The organism is Hymenobacter endophyticus, assembly GCF_032464715.1.
In the GTDB taxonomy this organism is placed as follows: Bacteria; Bacteroidota; Bacteroidia; order Cytophagales; family Hymenobacteraceae; genus Hymenobacter; species Hymenobacter endophyticus.
This window is the reverse complement of sequence record NZ_JAWDJT010000014.1, coordinates 65,303-82,652: the sequence shown is the minus strand read 5'-3', so window position 1 is coordinate 82,652 and position 17,350 is coordinate 65,303. Positions and strand designations below refer to the sequence as shown.

At 63.4% G+C, this 17,350-nt stretch carries 19 protein-coding genes and 1 pseudogene; 11 read left to right on the top strand and 9 right to left on the bottom strand.

All coding sequences use genetic code 11. The annotated features are described in order from the left end of the window. Positions 1-8: 8 nt before the first annotated feature. The 9 genes from merTP to ROI90_RS18010 form a co-directional block, all read right to left on the bottom strand. Entirely contained in the window at positions 9-638 is a 630-nt protein-coding gene (gene merTP / locus ROI90_RS18050; protein WP_243520608.1) for a mercuric transport protein MerTP, read from the bottom strand. Then, positions 635-1,012 (bottom strand): ArsR/SmtB family transcription factor, encoded by a 378-nt coding sequence (locus tag ROI90_RS18045; RefSeq protein WP_243520605.1) that lies wholly within the window; start codon positions 1,010-1,012, stop codon positions 635-637. The genes merTP and ROI90_RS18045 overlap by 4 nt, the downstream gene beginning before the upstream one ends. 123 nt (positions 1,013-1,135) lie before the next feature. Then, positions 1,136-1,333: a hypothetical protein gene (locus tag ROI90_RS18040; RefSeq protein WP_243520603.1), complete on the bottom strand. Its 198-nt coding sequence runs from the start codon at positions 1,331-1,333 to the stop codon at positions 1,136-1,138. A 38-nt stretch (positions 1,334-1,371) separates the two neighbouring features. Then, positions 1,372-1,683 (bottom strand): hypothetical protein, encoded by a 312-nt coding sequence (locus ROI90_RS18035; protein WP_243520601.1) that lies wholly within the window; start codon positions 1,681-1,683, stop codon positions 1,372-1,374. 35 nt (positions 1,684-1,718) lie between these two features. After that, positions 1,719-3,059, bottom strand: a complete 1,341-nt coding sequence (locus tag ROI90_RS18030) for a Fic/DOC family protein (protein ID WP_243520599.1) — start codon at positions 3,057-3,059, stop codon at positions 1,719-1,721. Between the two features lie 91 nt (positions 3,060-3,150). Continuing rightward, a complete protein-coding gene (locus ROI90_RS18025) occupies positions 3,151-3,408 on the bottom strand; it encodes a hypothetical protein (protein ID WP_243520597.1) in 258 nt (85 codons plus the stop codon). 76 nt (positions 3,409-3,484) lie between these two features. Next, a complete protein-coding gene (locus tag ROI90_RS18020; protein WP_243520595.1) occupies positions 3,485-5,623 on the bottom strand; it encodes a TraM recognition domain-containing protein in 2,139 nt (712 codons plus the stop codon). 40 nt (positions 5,624-5,663) lie between these two features. Continuing rightward, positions 5,664-6,689, bottom strand: coding sequence for a DUF5712 family protein (locus tag ROI90_RS18015; protein ID WP_243520593.1), 1,026 nt, complete (start codon positions 6,687-6,689; stop codon positions 5,664-5,666). 4 nt (positions 6,690-6,693) lie between these two features. Continuing rightward, on the bottom strand, positions 6,694-7,182 hold the full coding sequence (locus ROI90_RS18010; RefSeq protein WP_315999700.1) for a hypothetical protein: 489 nt from the start codon (positions 7,180-7,182) through the stop codon (positions 6,694-6,696). A 667-nt stretch (positions 7,183-7,849) separates the two neighbouring features. Between ROI90_RS18010 and ROI90_RS18005 the strand changes: the two genes are divergently transcribed. From ROI90_RS18005 to ROI90_RS17960, 11 genes and pseudogenes are all read left to right on the top strand, one after another. Then, entirely contained in the window at positions 7,850-8,578 is a 729-nt protein-coding gene (locus ROI90_RS18005) for a ParA family protein (RefSeq protein ID WP_243520590.1), read from the top strand. Beyond that, positions 8,578-9,060, top strand: a complete 483-nt coding sequence (locus tag ROI90_RS18000) for a hypothetical protein (RefSeq protein ID WP_315999699.1) — start codon at positions 8,578-8,580, stop codon at positions 9,058-9,060. Before ROI90_RS18005 ends, ROI90_RS18000 begins: the two co-directional genes overlap by 1 nt. Positions 9,061-9,157: 97 nt before the next feature. Then, a complete protein-coding gene (locus ROI90_RS17995) occupies positions 9,158-9,523 on the top strand; it encodes a hypothetical protein (protein WP_243520588.1) in 366 nt (121 codons plus the stop codon). Between the two features lie 178 nt (positions 9,524-9,701). Beyond that, positions 9,702-10,808, top strand: a complete 1,107-nt coding sequence (locus ROI90_RS17990) for a catalase family protein (protein ID WP_243520586.1) — start codon at positions 9,702-9,704, stop codon at positions 10,806-10,808. A 140-nt stretch (positions 10,809-10,948) separates the two neighbouring features. Continuing rightward, on the top strand, positions 10,949-12,013 hold the full coding sequence (locus ROI90_RS17985; RefSeq protein ID WP_243520585.1) for a sensor histidine kinase: 1,065 nt from the start codon (positions 10,949-10,951) through the stop codon (positions 12,011-12,013). 17 nt (positions 12,014-12,030) lie between these two features. Continuing rightward, positions 12,031-12,765, top strand: a complete 735-nt coding sequence (locus ROI90_RS17980; protein WP_243520582.1) for a LytR/AlgR family response regulator transcription factor — start codon at positions 12,031-12,033, stop codon at positions 12,763-12,765. A 193-nt stretch (positions 12,766-12,958) separates the two neighbouring features. Continuing rightward, positions 12,959-13,117, top strand: a pseudogene (locus ROI90_RS21210) (RNA polymerase subunit sigma-70); the annotation flags it as partial. 67 nt (positions 13,118-13,184) lie between these two features. Continuing rightward, positions 13,185-13,994: an alpha/beta hydrolase gene (locus tag ROI90_RS17975; RefSeq protein WP_315999698.1), complete on the top strand. Its 810-nt coding sequence runs from the start codon at positions 13,185-13,187 to the stop codon at positions 13,992-13,994. A gap of 110 nt (positions 13,995-14,104) precedes the next feature. Then, positions 14,105-14,968: an alpha/beta fold hydrolase gene (locus ROI90_RS17970; protein ID WP_243520577.1), complete on the top strand. Its 864-nt coding sequence runs from the start codon at positions 14,105-14,107 to the stop codon at positions 14,966-14,968. A gap of 136 nt (positions 14,969-15,104) precedes the next feature. Next, entirely contained in the window at positions 15,105-16,271 is a 1,167-nt protein-coding gene (locus tag ROI90_RS17965; RefSeq protein ID WP_243520575.1) for a zinc-dependent alcohol dehydrogenase, read from the top strand. Positions 16,272-16,355: 84 nt separating this feature from the next. Further along, positions 16,356-17,279: an alpha/beta fold hydrolase gene (locus ROI90_RS17960; RefSeq protein ID WP_243520572.1), complete on the top strand. Its 924-nt coding sequence runs from the start codon at positions 16,356-16,358 to the stop codon at positions 17,277-17,279. Positions 17,280-17,350: the final 71 nt, after the last annotated feature.

Sequence of the window (17,350 nt, the reverse complement as noted above, 5' to 3'; positions counted from 1 at the left end):
GGGAACGGTTAGCGGGATGTGGTGGGGTTCATTACCGAGTAGCCGGTGCCGTTAATGGCTTTCTCTACCTGGGCTGCCGGCGTGACAGCCGGGTTAAAGCGTACCTGGGCTGTGCCCTGGTCGTAGGACACCTGCACGCTCTGCACGCCAGGCAGCTGCTGCACGTCGTGCTCGACGTGGCGAGCGCAGGCCTCGCACGTCATGCCCCCGATGCGATAAGAGCTCGTTTGCCACACCGGAGCCGCAATGGTAGCAGCCACCGGTTTGGGCGCCACCGTTGGGTAGAACCGGGCACCGTAATAGGGAAAGGTTAGCAGCAGCCCGGCTAGTACCGTCACGCTGGCCAGAAAGCCGCGCGACTGCATTAGGGAAGGCTTGACCGGCACGGGGCAGCCGCAGTTGTCGGCCGCCACCGGCGCGGGCCGGAGCTGCTGATACCAGGCAAAGCCAAGCACGCCCACGGTCAGGGCTATCAGGTAGGGACGTAGTGGCTCCAGCCACGAGAAGGTGGAAGCCACGCCGCCCAGCCCTCCCACGATGGCCAGCAGCGGGGTAATGCAGCACAGCGAGGCGGCCAGCGCGGCCACCAGGCCCGTTCCGGCCAGGGACTTGGTGGGAGTGGAAGCGGATTGGCTCATGCTACGGAGGCAGTGAAAGAAGTGGAAACGGATGCAAGCAGGGGCTGCACCAGAGGCCGCAGGGCAGGCGTCAGCGTGTAAAAAACAGTCTGTCCGACTTTGCGGGCTTGCACCACGCCCCCATCTTTGAGCTTACGCAGGTGCTGGGAGATGGCTGACACGTTCATATGCAGCACGTCGGCTAGGTCGCACACGCACAGCTGCTGCTGGTCGAGCAGCAGAAACAGCATCTTCAGGCGGACTTCGTTGCCGGTCAGGGCCAGCACCTGGGCAAGTGCCTCCAAGCCAGCCTCAGCTGCAGCCAGCCGTTGGGTGCTGCGTTCAATGTGCGCAGTATCGGCAAAGACCCGGACGCAAGTGGATTGTGCTTTCATCGTGGTACAAAGATAAGACTTTAGTATTTAAGCAAACGCTAAAGTAATGATGCAGGAAATGCGTGTTCACTCCTTTACCGCTGGCTTCGTCAATCTGTGAGGTGGCAGAATTTCCGATTCAGGTTATTGCGGCGTTTCCAACTGCATCCACGTGCGCCGGGTGCCACAGGCGGTGCATTCCATCAACAACTCCGTGGCATATGCATACCGCTCCAGCACCTCCACGTGGGCGTGTAGCGTCTCCTGCCGGCAGGTGGCACAGGGCAGCAACTCGGTCGCCTCAAGCTGTTCCTGCAGAAACTGGAGTTCATCGTCCTTCATCGGTACCAAGGTAGCCCTATACTTCGGTCAGTTGTGGACTACCCATTCTGCGACTGGTTTTCCCGGACAGCTAAGGCTTCCTTGGCTAGGGCCAGGTTGAGCAGGTACTGCCGGGCCAAGGCAGGATTTACCCGGTGGGCCCATGCCCTCGCCCGACGCGCTTCATCAATGGGACCTTCAGGCAGGCGCGGCGGCAACGGCGCCGGCCAGTGGCAAGCGCCCTGCCGAGAGAATTCCTCAATCGCCGCCAGTAGCGTGAGCGTGCGCTCGGTTTGCTGCGGCCACTGGTCTAGCAACTGCTCCAGCTCCCAGCTGGCAGCTTCGTACTCGGCTTCGATGTATAGATTCATGAACGGGTCGTGAAGAATATGGAAAAAGGGGGTGCTTACCGTTCAAGACCGTCATTCTCCCGGCCCGGCGTCGGTGGGGCCATACTCCGCTGGGCTTGCTGCAAACTGCGCCCGGCACCGCGCAAGGCGGCTGCGTCATCGGCCAGCGCGGGTATCTTCTCCGCCCGAGTCAATGCCTCTCCCACTGCCTGCAGGTTGGCACCGCCCAGATAAGCGGATTTCTCCACGGCCTTGGCTGCCCGCGACAAGGAATCAGCCGGCCCGGGGTAGCCCTGCTCCTCCAATCCCTCGGCCAACCGCTTGGCGGCTTGCACAAACGCGGCCGTTCCCGCAGTCGATGGCCCGGTGGCAGGTAAAGCCGGCGAAGTCCCCAGGGCTTTCATTGGCTCCGGGGGCTGCAAGACCGCCAGCGCGGCCCCGAACCGCGTCGCCTCCCGCTGGGATTGCGGGTCCTGGAAGCGTTTGTCCTGCGCGGCCTCCTGCAGCAGCTGCCGCAATTCGGTTCCGTGCTGGGGCACGCCCGTCTGCGGGTTGCGGTCGATGTCGAGCACCTGGCTCAGTAGGGCGTCGGCGCGCTGGTTGCGGCGGTAGTCCACACCGGCTACCAGCTGCTGCACGGCCGGGGTGGCCGCCACCAACTCGCGGAGCTGCTCTATCTGCCGGACCGCGGGTAAAGGCCCGTCTGCCAAGGCTCGGGCCTGGCTGGGGTGGCGGGCCGCCTCGGCTTCCGGTCCGGGCAGCGGCGTGGTGTTGCGGGCAAACAAGTCACGCAGGGCCTGTAAGTCCTTCTCGCGGTGCGGCGCCCCGTGCAGGCTAACGATGCCCTGGTCCCGGGCGGGGTTGAGTTGCTCGTGCTCCCGGCTAAAGTCAACCCGGTAGCCCCCCTGCTGCGCCAACTCACTGAAAGCAGCTTGCAGCGTGCGCCCGTTGCCCTCGCGGAAGGCGTGCACGTGGTTGTAGTGGTCAAAATAGTAGGCCGCCCGCTCGGCAAACGCGGCCGGGGTAGTCAAGCCCTTGAGATTGTTTTCCTGCTTGAGCTGCTCGCCCAGCGCGTTCAGGCGCTCGTCGATGCGCTCAAAGGGTGCGAAGTGCATGGGACGCTCCATGCCCGGCAGGTCGGCCGCTTTGACTCCTTGAAAAGCACCCTCCCGGCGGGTCTGACCGGCCCACTCAAACGTATCCTGGAACAGGTACTGGTGCGTGGCGCGCAGCCGCGCGGCATCGAAGCTGTCGCCCTGCGGGCCGCGGCCGGCTGCCAACTCCGCAAGCCGGCGCAGGGACAGGCGCTTGGTTTCCCGGTCCAGCTCTTCGGCATCGGTTAGGCCAAGTCGGTTATAAAAAACGCCGGTTTCCGGATTGGTGAAGCGGTCAGTCATAGGCGTGCAGTGCCCAGCGCTCGATAACCGAGAAACGCCGGGGCAAAACCGCGCGGCGCTGGTGGCCGGGCTGAAGTGTCGCGAAGAAGAATTACTTGGTTACCGCGGCGGCAGACGCCTGGCCCGCAATGAACTGAGCGCGGTATTCGTCGTGGCGCGCCCCCACATAGTCCAGGTCAACCAACCCATCTATGTACTGCTCGTGTAGCGCGGCCTGCCACTCAGGCACTTCATAGGGGCCCTGGCTGCGGGTGATGCCCAGCGACTGGCTGATGATGAACTGCCGCTGCTCGCGGGTCTGCTCACGGGGGCCAAACTGCGGGGTCGGATAGGCGGGCGTTTCCATCATGCAAAATACGTAAATGGGAGGAGCTGGAGGCATTTAGTTAACAAGAAACCGGCACTGAAGGTGCCTCAAATGCCGCCTAAAGCATGGGTTCATTGTCCGGCATCTGGCCCGGCTTGAGGGTGTTGGCGTACTGCCCGACAATGCCGGCCACGTCCTCGCGTATCAAGGCAAAGTTGGCCTGAATGACGGCCTGCTGGGCACCGACGACCTCGGCCGCGGGCTGGCTCCCGGCCTGCCGCGCCGCCCGGCGCTGGCTTAGCCAGTCCCGGCTGGGCTCCTCCCCTGCCGGCGCCGCTTCCAGTACCGGTGCCGGACCGCCTTCGAACGTGGCCAAGGGGTGTAGCGGGTAATTACCCGGCGTGGCCTGACGCGCTACCTTCCCCTGAAAAAAGGGCTGCTCCGTTTCCACGGTCTGGCCGATGAATTCGCCGGTTTCGAGCGTGATGGTATCCTGCAGCCGCACCAAGTTGCGCTCCTGCCAGCTCACGCTCTGGTTGCTGCTGCTGCCCGCGCCACGGGCGCCGCCGCTCTGGCTACGGCCCAGGCTGGCTGACACCATTTCCCGGTCCTCCTTGCCCACGAGTTCGGACACGAACTTGGCCGTCTCCAGCGAATTGACCTTGCCGAAAAATTGGTTGTTGAGGTTGCTCACCATCACCTGCATTTTCTCCCGGCCGTAGGCGTCAATCATCTGACTCAGGTCCTGGGTCATGTAAATCATGGCCACCTTGTTGCTGCGCGCCGTGGCCGGTATCACCTCCAGGTTGGGCACGTAGATGGTGGCGGCCTCGTCGAGGAACACGTAGCTCGGGTGCTTGTGCTGCTGGTTCATCAGCTTCAGGGCCACGGCTACGATGCAGCTGATAACCGGCGAGAAGGTTTCCTTGAGCGTGGGGTCGTTGCCCACCACCAGCACCTTGGGGGCTTTCTTGTCGTTCAGCTCCAGGCTAAACCCCTCCCCTCTTGCCTCGTCCGGGGTGAGCACCCAGGCAATTTCCGGCGAGTTGATGCGCGTGAGAACAATCTGCAGCGAGGCAATGACGCCGGCCACCTGCTTCTCGGCCCGCTGCTTGACAGCCGTGGTGATGGAGCGCACCATGTCCCCGCACTCGGGGTCCGAGTCGAGCATGCTCAGCACGTGGGTAAAGTCCGGGTGAAGGGCCGTGTTTACCACGTGGGGCAGGGTGCAGAACGTGGGGAAGTTCTTCTTGTAAAACCAGATGATGGCCGTCAGAAAGGCGTTGGCGCTGGTGTCAAAGAAATCCATCTTTTTGATGCTCTCCGGGTTCAGATTGGCCATGATGGCGCGGGCGTATTCGTTGGCGTACGCCACCACCGGCATCTTGTCGGCCCGCAGGGGGTTCACCCGCTCGCTGCGTTCCAGGTCTTTAAAGTTGATGATGTGCAGCTGCACTTGAGCGGGCTCCTGCCCGGCCGCCCGGGCTTTGGCGTCGGCCAGCACAAAAGCCTTCTGCGCGGCTTCGGCCAGCACCGGAAACTTAAAGTCGTAGATGAGGCCGGCAAAGCCCTTCTCAGTGAACTGCTCAATCAAAGGCTCCCCGATGGAATACGACTTGCCCGCCCCGGCGCCGCCCAGCACCAGCGTGCCCCGGAACGGGTTGGGAATGTTAATCCAGCCCCCATCGGTCGTGGCCAAGCTAAAGCCGTGCTCGGACTGCTGCTGCTGGCGCTCGGTGCGCAGCCCAAACCGCTCCGTCTTGTGCAGGGCCCGTACCACACCCGCAACCAGACCCGCGCCCAGAACCAGCCCGGCCGCCGTGGGGTAGAGCCAAGCAATGATGCCCGCCGAAAACGGGGCCAGGGCCAGCAGCAGCGCCCCGCTGAGTGAGCCCACCCCCGCGGCCGCCAGCTGTACGCGCCGCAGCTGCAGCTGCGTGGGCTGCCAGCGCCGCTGCCCGGGCCGGGCGGGGGGCATTTTCAGCAGCACGGCCAGCAGCCCCCCTCCTACCAGTACCGCACCGCGAACCAGTAGGCCGTAGCGCTGGTAGAAGCGCCCCAGGCCGCTCAGCAGACGGGTTGTAATTGAGGTGCCCAAGCTCGCTTTCGGGCCCGCAGCGGACGCGGCCCCCGCCACCAGGTCCGGGTGGGTCAGCAAGTAGTACTCGCCGCCGGCCAGCACCATCAGGAGGAAGGTCAGGCCGACGTAGAAGCCGGTCAGGCGTTGGTTGCCCGGCTGCCGGGGGGCGCTCATCATGCTCATGCAGGGTTTATCTAAAGGGTAGGATTTGATTGAATCACAGCTCGGCTTCCCACTGTCCGCGCCGGCGCGGCTCGCCAATGTCCTCGGTCACCACGTGCTCGGGGCCTCTGTTGGCGCGCACGACTTGCTGCAGGCTGTGCAGGGCCTGCCGCACATGGTGCCCGGTATTGGCGCGGGCCGGCTCCTCGCGCCCCGTGGCCAGCAGGTGGTAGGCGTTGTCCAGCGGCTGCCCCTGCCGGGCCCGGTCTTCCAGCCGTCGCAGCCGGTCGTAGAAAATGGGGTCGTAGCCCCGGGCCTGCGCGATGCGCTGCACCCGCTCCGCCTCCAAGCGCTGGCTCGGGTCCGCCTGCAGGTTTAGTTGCTCGACGCGCTCGGCAATCCGTGCGTTGCGCTTCGGGTTGGGTGCGGAAACGGTGGGGGCTTCCTTTCGTTTTGGGGCTTGGCCCTGGTACTGAAACTGCTGCTCGAATTGCACCCGGGCTTCCTCCTGCCAGTCGCGCAGACTGAACCGGCTCACGCGCCCGCCGGGGTTGAGCGTGACGCGCTGGTTCCGGTCCCGGGCCGAGACCACCACGTGGATATGCGCCTGCAGGCCGGGGCGCGGCTGCCCCGCTTTGGCCTCCCCTTCCTTCACGGCCGGGTCGGTGCCGCGGTGCGTGCGCTCCTGGTGGATGATGGCACCCCATACCAGGTCGTCTTTCCCTACTGCCCCGCCGTCTTTCAGACGAAAGTTCGCCGCGTAGGCAGCCATCACCTCCCGGGTGTAGGCGCGCAGCTTCGCCTCATCACCGCCCCCGATGTGGGCCAGCTCTTCCGGACTGGGACTTAGAACCAGGGAGTAGAACTTGGCCTCGTTGGCCCGCAGTCCCTTCACGTTGTTATCGAGCGCTGCCAATACGGATTCCCGGTCCAGTGCCTCCCGCTGCCCGTCAAAGAAGTGCGCTTCCTGACCATTTTGCCGGGCCTCGTGGGTCAAGTAATTCAAGGCCTGCGCCGCACTACCCTGGTTATTATAGGCTTTCTTGCCACTGGATTTGGGGTTAATTAGCTTGGCGTGCATGGCATTATTTCCCGTTACCAGGCTGTTTAGTCAGCGACTTAATGTTCAGGGCCGCCAACCCAGCGGCGGTAGCTTCCGCAATTCTCTCCTGATTTTTGCGCTGGATTTTATGCAAGGGCTCCCCTCCTTCCGGGGCCAATAAATTCTCCACTACCCGCAGCGTTTGCTCCTGCACGGCCTGCTGCCGCAGCTGGGAGCGCACCATTTCCAACAGCAAGCCCCGCTCCTGCTCCTGCAGGTAGGAGAACACCCGGTCGCCCAGCCGCTTCACTTCCGCCATGATGAGCTGCCCTTCCCGGGCCTGGGCTTCCACCGGGTTCAGGCTCCTTTCCGCGAAGTAGCGGATGGCCGCGTCGGCGTATTCCGTGCGGGTTAGGCCCAGCCGGGCCGACTCCGCTCCTACCAGCCGGTGCGCCGGGCCGCTTACTGTAAGGTGCTTCACGGCCGGGCCAATGCCTGCCGGTGAAAACAATGGTTGTTTTTGGTCCTGCATAGCTAATTTTTAACTGTTATCTGCTGTCTATTAATGTTTTAGAGCTTCATTTTATGCTTTATCAACTCTGTTGATAAATAACTACCATTTAATCAGTGCGTTAGCGCAATTAAATGGTAGTCTTCTTGCTAACTACCCGTGAGGTGCTCCTTTGCGTGTGTCTGGGATGGGTCATTCGGTTCGCGTTGTGGGATAGTGCAGCGAGAAAGCCAGCACGGTTACTATCTGGCATTGACTAGGTGTCTTCTATGTCTTGGAAGCCATGGTCTGATTGCAAAGGGTCAGTAGCGCCTCTAGCAGACCGCGTAGCAAGTCAGACTTTGTATTTTTTATTTCTCAGGAAATAAGTAAACAGAAAAGAAGATAGGCCTGCATCCGGGAGGCATTACGCCTCGTAATGCGCTTTGTTTCTTAGTATTTCAGGAAATAAGTTTCTTAAGAACTTTTGATTAACATTTATTGAGAAACTTGTAAATTATATTTCATGTAAAATTAGAAACAAGTAACTTAAGAAAATAAGCAGTTTGTTTATTTAGAAGTTGATAACCTTATTTTCTAGGAAATAAAAAAACAAGTTTACAAGTAAGTTTGAAAATTGAGAAACAAGGTGCTTATTTTGCAACCTGCTTACGCCCGCTGCGGCTTTACCTGTTAGTTCTCTCGCTTTATGAAAATCATTTGCGTTGCCAACCAGAAAGGCGGCATTGGTAAGAGTACCCTCATCACGGTGCTGGCTGGTGCGCTGGCCGCTGACTATGGCTACCGTGTGCTCGTGGTCGATGCCGACTCCCAGCAAACCCTGGCCGGGGTGCGCCTCACCAACGACCAGCCCAGTGTGGAGTTGGAGCGTGAAGCCGGCACGCTGGCTGAGCCCGCCTTTCCCTATGCGCTGGAGTCCGTAGGCATGGGGCAAGTGTATGACCGGCTCGACGAGGTCAGCGACGATTACGACGTGGTATTCATCGACGTGCCGGGCCGCTCGGATGACACGGCCATGATTGATGTGCTCAGCGGCGCCAACGTGGTGCTCGTGCCCGTGGGTGCCTCCGACGCCGAGCGTCTGGCCACCATCTCTTTCATGCAATTGCTGCAGGAAATCTCCCGGCTCTCGCGGGAGCAGGGCCTGGACTTCCAGTTCTTTGGTGTGCACTCGCACCGCACCAACCTGAAAGAGGAAAAGGACATGGACGAATTCACCGACGCCCTGGGCTTGCCGCGCCTGCAGGCGTCGCTGCGCCAGCTCGGCTGCTACAAGCGCCTGTCGACCCGCTACAGCTACCTCAACCCGGCCTATCGGCGGGCGGTGGGGGCCGATGCTTCCGTGGAAGCGGAAGTGCGCGCCCTGTGCGACGAACTGATTGCCCGGGCCCAACTCACCTCTGAACTCGTAGCGTAATGGCCAAGATTCAACGCTTGAAAATCTCCACGGACGAGAAGATGTCCATGCTGCGCGGGCAGCCGGGCCATATGCCGGCCGCACCAGCCGCCCCGGAGCCCACTACCGCAGTTGCACCGCATCCTGAGCTTGCGCCCGTACCGTTACCCGAAACAGCCCCAATAGCTCCGCCAGTAGTAGAGGCTGCTGCTCCAGCGCCTGTTGCTGCAGCAGTAGCAACTCCTAAGCCAACTGCTCCCGCAACGCAGGCAGTAAAGCGGGGCCGGGGCCGACCGCCCAAAGCAGAATCACCAGCCGCCGAAGCGGCTCCGTCCGGGCTGCAGCCGTCGCTGATTCGCTTGGAAGGGGAAACGCAACGAGCTGCGCTGGCCTACATCCACGAGGAGTTGATGTTGCACAGCCGCCGAGTGTACTTGAAGGAGCTGGTGGATGAAGCGGTAAACTACTATTTGCAGCACGGACCGCCCGCTAAAGGCAAGTAGGGGAGGGGCTATGGGAGCCGACATTTATCTCAGTGCATTCAACCCCACCCACCGCGCCTTCGCCGACGCCATACTTCCATTCAACTCGTTTCACTGCTTGCCCGATGTTGTCCGCAGCGCCCGTCAGCTAGCTGCCGAAGCCGCAGCCATTCAGCCTCAGAACTGGGACCGTAGCCTGGACATGGCCGCAAAGGAAGAAGTCAGCGCCGGCCGCCCCGGCAGCGAGAAGCAGGTAATTATCCGGGTGGACGAGCCAGTTACCGCCGCGGGTGAGCGGGGCCAGGCGGATGCCGTGCAAGCGGCCATCACTGCCAGCGGCGCCAAAGCTGGCGAGCTGCAGAGCACCGTCGACGAGCAAGGCGTGCGCCACTCCGAAATGAAGGTATCGTACCGCACCGACCAGCCCGAAATAGCCCAGGTGAGCCAGGCGCTGGACGCCGTGGCCCAGCAACGTGGCAACTAGGTGCTGGAGCACGGCAGCGGCAGCAGGCCGCTCATCAGAGCCAGGTGAGCAAACAAGCTACGCAAGAGTTGGAGTGGTGAACCCATGAAGTAAACTCTCTCCCACACTTTAGCAGGGCAGCAATCCCAAACGGCAATACTGCGCGTATGGTAAGACATAGCCACTTAACCCCCAGTTTATGTCCCTTCCCACTACCGCCTACGTCCGCTTCGATTCCGGAGTGGAAGAAATTCAACCCAACGAGCAGCAGCTTATCGACGAAACCGTCGAGTCGATGGCCCGGGTCAACCGCTTCATGTTTGAGAAGCACCGCCACGCCATCCGCGACGCCCACGCCAAAAGCCACGGGATTCTGCGCGGCGAACTGCACGTCTACCCCAACCTGCCCGCGCACCTGGCCCAGGGCATGTTCCGGCAGCCCCGAGTGTACCCGGTCATTATCCGCTTGTCTTCGGCCCCCGGCTCCATCGACTCCGATACCCAATCGGCGGTAAAGGGCATGGCCGTGAAAATCATCGGGGTGGAAGGCAGGAAGTTCCTGCCCGACCAGACCGACGAAGTCACCCAGGACTTCCTGCTGGTCAACGACACCATCATTCCGACCGGCGACATCAAGAGCTACCACGACATGCAGCTGCGCCAGGAAAAGGTGTTTATCCATGCTCCAGAGGTGGTCACTACGCTCCTGACCGAGGCCGGCACGTTGGTAAATCAAGCTCTCGACGCCGTGGGCATCAAGAAGGAAATTCCGCTGGTGGTGCCGCCCCACCCGCACAACCACATCCTGGGCGAAACCTTCACCACGCTCGGCGCCATCCGCTTCGGCGACTACGTCTCTAAAATCAGCGTGGCCCCGCTCTCAGCCAACGTGCAGGCGCTGGCCGGCGAGCAGGTGAAAATTACCGACCAAGCCGGCTGGCGCGACCTGGTGGTGGACTTCTTCCGCGCCCAGGGCGCCGAGTACGAGCTGCGCGCCCAACTTTGTACCGACCTGCAGGCCATGCCCGTGGAAGACGCCGCCGTGGACTGGCCCCAGGACCAGAGCCCCTATCAGCCCCTGGGCAAAATCGTTATTCCGGCCCAGGAGGCCTTCAGCCCAGCCCGCCGGGCCTTTGCCGATGATGTGCTCTCGTTTAATCCGTTTCACTGCCTGCCCGAGCACCTGCCGCTGGGCTCCATCAACCGGGCCCGCATCCAGGCCTACGAAACCTCCACGGCCTACCGCCACCGCATGAACGCCCAGCCCCGCCTGGAGCCCCGCGACATCAATGAGCTGCCGGACTAAGCTCGCGCCGTCAGGGCAGTAGCAGACCGGAAGCCAACCGGGGGCGCTGCCTGCCGCGTGCCCCCGGGCTGGCCAACCCTGGCCGGGGGCGGGCCGTTGATTCACCTTTTGGCAACTCCGAGTTGCCTCACCTGTCGGTTATGCTGCACCTGGAACGCATGAAATGGGGACGCATCGCGCTGGCCTGGCTGTTGTTTGCCTTGTTCATGATGGGGCTTGTCTACGGCCAGGCGGTTAGCCGGGGCGCGGCCGTGCACTGGCGCACCGTGGTGCTGAGCCCCTTGCTGCACAGCCTGCTCTGGGCGCTGCTCACGCCGGTGGTGTTTGCCCTGGCGTCCCGCTTCGACCTGACCGCTGGCCGCCGCGGCTTACTGGTCAAGCTCCTGGTGCACGTCGCGGCCGGGGTCGCGCTGACGGTGGGCTACCGGGCCGTGTATGTGCTGATGCTGCGGCTGCTGGCCGTGCCCGGCACAGAGGTGAGCTGGACCGCCATCGTGGCCTCGCTCAACGTGTGGGTGCCCATGTACTGGATGCTGCTGCTGGCGGCCTACGCCCTGGAGTACTCCGACCGGTACCGCAACCGCAGCCTGGAAGCGGCCCGCCTGGAAACCCAGCTGGTGCAGGCCCAGCTGCAGGCGCTGAAGATGCAGCTCAAGCCCCACTTTCTCTTCAACGCCCTCAACGCCATTGCCGCCCTGACCGGCGACGACGCCAAGGCCGGGCAGCGGATGATGGGCAAGCTGGGCCAGTTCCTGCGCGTGGTGCTCGACCACTCCGACGCCCAGCAGGTCACCCTGGAGCAGGAACTGCAGTTCACGGCCCTGTACCTGGAAATCGAACAGATTCGCTTCAGCGACCGGCTCACGCTCTGCTACGAGGTGGACCAGGAAACCCGCCCCGCGCTGGTGCCGAGCCTGCTGCTGCAGCCGCTGGTGGAAAACGCCGTGCGCCACGGCATTGCCCGCAACCCCGACGGCGGCACCGTGTGCCTGCGGGCGACGCGGCAAGGCGAGCGGCTGCAGCTGGGCGTGTACGACGATGGGCCGGGCGCACCCGGCTTTGACGGCGCCTGGGGTATCGGCCTGCGCAACACCGAGGACCGGCTGCGCGCCCTGCACGGAGCCGGGGCCAGCCTGCGCATCGACACGTCTGCGGGCCAGGGCTTCACCGTCTGGCTGGATTTGCCCTTCATTACTACTGCCTAACCTTACCCGCTTCGCCTTTGGAACCCTTCCGTGCCCTGCTCGTTGACGATGAACCCCTGGCCCGCCGGCGCCTGGCCCAGCTGCTGGGCGAGACGACCGACTTTGCCGTACGCGGGGAGTGCCGCAACGGCGCGGAAGCACTGGCCGCCCTGCAGCAGGGCCCGGCCGTGGACGTGGTGTTCCTGGATGTGCAGATGCCCGACCTGAGCGGAGTGCAGGTGCTGCGCCAGCTGGAGGGCGACGGGCCCTGGCCGCTGGTTGTGTTCGTGACGGCCTACGACCAGTACACCCTGCAGGCCTTCGAAACCCACGCCGTGGACTACCTGCTCAAGCCTCTGGACGAGGAGCGGTTCCACGAGTGCCTGGCCCACCTACGGCGCCTGCTAGCCCAGCGCCGGCCACATCCCGCGCCGCCGGCCGAGCAGCTGCTTGTCAAGCAGCCCGGGCACTACTACTTCGTGGCGGCCGAGCAGGTGCAGTACCTGGAAGCCAGCGGCAACTACGTCACCCTGCACGCCGACGGGCGGCAGCACCAGTTGCGCGCCACGCTCGGCCAACTCGAAAGCCGCCTCGACCCCAACAGCTTTCTGCGCGTGCACCGCTCGCTGGTTGTCAACACGCGCTACCTCAAGGACCTGCGTCCCTGGACCCGCGGCGAGTACTTGCTGACCCTGCACGACGGCACCCACCTGACTTCCTCGCGCGGCTACGCCGAGAACATCCAGCGCTTTCTGAAGGGGTTTGCGCTCTAAGCTGAGTGAAGCTTTTCGCGAGCGAAGGGCGTACCATTCACCCCGCAAATAGTCCTATTCGTCCCACAACAGCCCACGCGCCGGCCCATCCGGCGTATGCACGGGCATGTCCGGGCCAAACGGCCGCGACTCAACCCAGGCGAAGGGAAACAGCCGGTAGTGGCCTTACCCGTTTGCCACTACCGTTTTGCGCATGCCAACTTCTACTTATGCTGACACGGAGCAGGACCTGGTCCAGCGCCTGCGCGGCCGCGACGAAGCGGCCATGGCCCTGTTCTACGACCGGTACGCGCTGAGCCTGTTCCACGTCATTCACCGCCTGGTACGGCACCAGGCGGCGGCCGAAGACGTGTTGCAGGAGAGCATGATTAAAATCTGGTTTGCCTTCGCGCAGTACAACCCCGCCCGGGGCCGCGGCCGTGACTACCACGCAGCGCCTAATTCCCGGCGCATACACGCCCCAGTCCGCCCCCGATGGCATTCTGGTGCGCCTCTACACGCCTACCAGCGGCACCGGCCCGTTTCCGGTCATCGTGTACTACCACGGCGGGGGCTGGGTGATTGGCTTGCTGGACGTGTACGAGCCGTCGGCCAAGGCCCTGGCCGAGAAAACCGGCGCCATCGTGGTGAACGTGGACTACCGCCTCTCGCCCGAAGCCAAGTTCCCCGCCGCCCACGAGGATGCCTATGCTGCCTACAAATGGGCCCGTGACAACGCCGCTTCCTTCGGCGGGAACCCGGCCAAGGTGGCCACGGCCGGCGAATCGGCCGGCGGCAACATGGCCGTGGCCGTGGCTTTGCTGGCGAAGGAGCGCACCCTCACCTTGCCCACGCACATTCTCTCGGTGTACCCAGTGGCCAACAACGACCTGAATACGGCTTCCTACAACCAGTACGCCAACGCCCAGCCCCTGAACCGGCCCAACGTGCAGTACTTCACCGCGAACTATTTCCGCACCATGGCCGACGGCGACGACCGGCTCATTTCGCTGACGGACGTGGCCGACCTGCGCGGCCTGCCAGCCACCACCATCGTAGCCGCCGAAATCGACCCGCTGCAAACCGAAGGCAAGCAACTCTCGGATAAGCTCACGCAGGTGGGCGTGGCCAACCAATACATGCTCTACACCGGCACCACCCACGAGTTTTTTGGCACCCACGACGTGGTGCCCAAGGCTACCGAGGCCCTGGACTTCGCAGCGTCGCGACTCAAGGCCGCTTTCCAGTAAGCCCCGCTGCTGGCGCCTCACTAACAAGATATTGTCGGGCGTAAACTAGGGGTTTACGCCCGACGTAGGTACCTATATTCTTTCGTTCACCTTTACAACCTCTTTCCCGCATGAGCTACATCAAAGTCGGCCAGGACGCCAACGGCGAAGACATCAAGCTGCACTACACCGACCAGGGCCAGGGCGCCCCGGTGGTACTTATCCACGGCTGGCCCCAGAGCCACGAGGCCTGGGCTTACCAACTGGGCGAGCTGCCCAAGCACGGCATTCGCGCCATTGCCTACACCCGCCGCGGCTTCGGCAACTCCTCCCAGCCCTTCGAGGGCTACGACTACGACACGTTCGCCGATGACCTCAAGGCCGTGCTCGACACGCTGAACCTGCAGAACGTGACGCTGGTGGGCTTTTCCATGGGCGGCGGCGAGGTGGCCCGCTACATGAGCCGCCACGGCGGAGCCCGCGTGGCCAAGGTCGTGTTCGTTTCCTCGGTGACGCCCTACCTGCTTAAAACCGAAGACAACCCCGACGGCGTGGACAAGTCCACCTTCGACGACATCCAGCAGAACCTGGCCAAGGACCGGTTCGACTTCCTACAGACCTTCGGCAAGCAGTTCTACGGCGAAGGGGCGCTGAGCAAGCCCGTCAGCCAGGCTGTGCTGGACTGGTCGTTCAACATGGCCTCGCTCGGCTCGCACCAGGCCACGGTGGCCTGCGCCCACGCCTTTGCCGAAACGGACTTCCGCCAGGACTTGGCCGGCATCCGGGTGCCCGCGCTGGTGATTCATGGCGAAGACGACAAGACGGTGCCCATCAAAAACAGCGGCGACCGGATGAAGGACCACCTGTCCCACGCCACCTACATCGCCTACAGCGACGCCCCGCACGGCCTGTTCATCACCGAGAAGGACAAGCTCAACCGCGACCTGATTGACTTTGTCACCAGCACGCAGGTGCGCGGCGGCCAAGTCAGCTAACGGCTCGGCGCTGCTCCCCAGGTCCGGCCCTGCGTGCAGGGTCCGACTTTTTTTAGTGTGCCCTGGCAAGCTTCACCTTGCCCAAACAGCCTCTTGCCCATCAGCCCTTACTTCTCATCTTCAACCCACTTTTTCCATGAAAGCCCTCCGAATTCACGGCATGCGCGACGTGCGCGTTGACACGGTCGATGACCCCACTATCCAGGACGACCGCGACGCCATCATCCGCGTCACGAGCACGGCCATCTGCGGCTCAGATTTGCACATCTACAACGGCAGCATCCCCCAGCCCCGCCCCATGACCCTGGGCCACGAGTTCATGGGCATCGTGGAGGAAGTGGGCAAGGGCGTGACCAACCTCAAGCGCGGTGACCGGGTAGTGGTACCCTTCCCCATTGCCTGCGGGCACTGCCTGTTCTGTAACCACGACCTGCCCGGCCACTGCGAAAACTCCAACCCCGAGCACTACGGCCCCGAAGGCGGCCTGCTCACGGAGAAGGGCGGTGCCCTGTTCGGCTATACCGACTTGTACGGCGGCTACGACGGTGGCCAGGCCGAGTACGCCCGTGTGCCCTACGCCGATTTCGGGCCCCGCAAAGTGCCCGACAACCTCACCGACGAGCAGGTGCTGTTTCTGACCGACATTTTCCCCACCGGCTACTCCGGCATTGACTGGGCTAATGTGAAAGGCGGCGAAATCGTGGCCATCTTCGGCTCCGGTCCGGTGGGCATCATGGCCGCCAAGTCGGCCTGGCTGCGCGGGGCCAGCCGCGTTATTATAGTCGACACCCAGCAGTACCGGCTGGATTTGGCCAAGAAAGCCGCTAACGCCGAGGGCATTTTGTGGGAAGACCACCAGCAGGTGGTCGACGCTATTCGCAGCATGTCGGGCGGCTACGGGGCGCACGTATGCGTGGAAGCCGTGGGCTTCGAGCCCGACCGCAGCCTGCTCGACCGGGCCAAGGCCGTTGTGAACCTGGAGAAAGGCTCCGACAAGGTCTTGCTGGCCTGCATGAGCGCCGTGCGCCGTGGCGGCTTCGTGTCGGTGCTGGGCGTATACTCCTCGCCCTTCGACAACTTTCCCATCCACCAGTTCTTCGACAAGGGCATCATCATGCAGGGCGGGCAGGCCCCCGCGCACAAGCACATCGACAAGCTGTTGCAACACGTGGCCAACGGTGACGTGCGCCTCGACGACATCATCTCCCACCGCCTGCCCCTCTCGCAGGCCCCCCACGGCTACGACATTTTCCGCCACAAAAAGGATAACTGCACCAAGGTGGTGCTCACGCCCGGCGCGTAGCCAGCCGATTTAGGCCGTTCGGCGGCCCTTCACGTTAAAGCCTGGCGGCCCGTGTGGCGGCCGGGCAGCTTGTTCTCTTTTGCTATGGCACTTCATTTCATCCGGCGGGGCTCCGGCCCGCCCCTGCTCCTGGTTCACGGCATTGGCGGCAGCGGCCGCTCCTGGAGCACGATTCTCGACGCCCTGGCGGCCGAGCACGAGGTCATCGCCGTGGACTTGCCCGGGCACGGGGCGTCGCCGCCGCTGGCGGGGCCGCACACCATCGGCACGCTGGCCGATGCGCTGACGGCCTTTCTGGCCGAGCAGGGCCTGCTGGGCATCGACGCGGTGGGCAGCTCCATGGGTGCCCGGTTAGTCCTGGAGTTGGCCCGGCGCGGCGGGGTGCTTGGCGCCGTGGTGTCGCTGGACCCGGGCGGGTTCTGGGAAGGCTGGGAGGTGCCGTTCTTCTACCATTCTGTGGCCCTGTCGCAAAAGCTGGTGACGGCCCTGCAGCCGGTAATGCCCGCGCTGATGCACTCGGCGGCGGGGCGCACGGCGCTGCTGCCCCAGTTTTCGGCCCGGCCCTGGGCCGTGGATGCTCAGTTGGCGCAGGAAGAAATGCACACCCTGGCCCACACGCCCGTCTTTGCGGAATTGCTGGATGCGCTGGCGCACGGCGAAGTACAACAGGGCGCCGCAAAAGGCAGTTTACCAGCCCCGCTCGTCATTGGCTGGGGGCGGCACGACCGGGTGTGTCTGCCCGGCCAGGCGCCGCGGGCCCTGGCCGCATTTCCCGATGCCCGCCTGTACTGGTTTGCCGGCAGTGGACACTTTCCCCAGTGGGACCAGCCCGCCGAAACCGTGCGCCTGATTCTGGCAAGTGTGTCCCGGCAGTCGTTCCGCGACGAGGACATTGCCGCAGCCGACCGGCGGCCGACGAAGACCCGCGCACTACCGGGAGCGGCTGTCGCTGCCGCCGGGCTACTGGTCGTCGCCGGCGCGCTCTGGCTGCTGCGCCGGCGGCGCTGACCGACCGGAAAGGCCACGAGCTGATTCGCAAAAAGCCCGGCCAGAATACTGGCCGGGCTTTTTTTCGGTCA

What these genes read in the sequence shown, in the direction of transcription:
- ROI90_RS17965 (WP_243520575.1), top strand. Translation starts at nt 15,105, where the DNA reads ATGAAAGCCCTCCGAATTCACGGCATGCGCGACGTGCGCGTTGACACG.
- ROI90_RS17960 (WP_243520572.1), top strand. Translation starts at nt 16,356, where the DNA reads ATGGCACTTCATTTCATCCGGCGGGGCTCCGGCCCGCCCCTGCTCCTG.
- ROI90_RS18040 (WP_243520603.1), bottom strand. Translation starts at nt 1,333, where the DNA reads ATGAAGGACGATGAACTCCAGTTTCTGCAGGAACAGCTTGAGGCGACC.
- merTP (WP_243520608.1), bottom strand. Translation starts at nt 638, where the DNA reads ATGAGCCAATCCGCTTCCACTCCCACCAAGTCCCTGGCCGGAACGGGC.
- ROI90_RS18010 (WP_315999700.1), bottom strand. Translation starts at nt 7,182, where the DNA reads ATGCAGGACCAAAAACAACCATTGTTTTCACCGGCAGGCATTGGCCCG.
- ROI90_RS18005 (WP_243520590.1), top strand. Translation starts at nt 7,850, where the DNA reads ATGAAAATCATTTGCGTTGCCAACCAGAAAGGCGGCATTGGTAAGAGT.
- ROI90_RS18000 (WP_315999699.1), top strand. Translation starts at nt 8,578, where the DNA reads ATGGCCAAGATTCAACGCTTGAAAATCTCCACGGACGAGAAGATGTCC.
- ROI90_RS17990 (WP_243520586.1), top strand. Translation starts at nt 9,702, where the DNA reads ATGTCCCTTCCCACTACCGCCTACGTCCGCTTCGATTCCGGAGTGGAA.
- ROI90_RS18015 (WP_243520593.1), bottom strand. Translation starts at nt 6,689, where the DNA reads ATGCACGCCAAGCTAATTAACCCCAAATCCAGTGGCAAGAAAGCCTAT.
- ROI90_RS18020 (WP_243520595.1), bottom strand. Translation starts at nt 5,623, where the DNA reads ATGATGAGCGCCCCCCGGCAGCCGGGCAACCAACGCCTGACCGGCTTC.
- ROI90_RS18035 (WP_243520601.1), bottom strand. Translation starts at nt 1,683, where the DNA reads ATGAATCTATACATCGAAGCCGAGTACGAAGCTGCCAGCTGGGAGCTG.
- ROI90_RS18045 (WP_243520605.1), bottom strand. Translation starts at nt 1,012, where the DNA reads ATGAAAGCACAATCCACTTGCGTCCGGGTCTTTGCCGATACTGCGCAC.
- ROI90_RS18030 (WP_243520599.1), bottom strand. Translation starts at nt 3,059, where the DNA reads ATGACTGACCGCTTCACCAATCCGGAAACCGGCGTTTTTTATAACCGA.
- ROI90_RS17985 (WP_243520585.1), top strand. Translation starts at nt 10,949, where the DNA reads ATGCTGCACCTGGAACGCATGAAATGGGGACGCATCGCGCTGGCCTGG.
- ROI90_RS17970 (WP_243520577.1), top strand. Translation starts at nt 14,105, where the DNA reads ATGAGCTACATCAAAGTCGGCCAGGACGCCAACGGCGAAGACATCAAG.
- ROI90_RS18025 (WP_243520597.1), bottom strand. Translation starts at nt 3,408, where the DNA reads ATGATGGAAACGCCCGCCTATCCGACCCCGCAGTTTGGCCCCCGTGAG.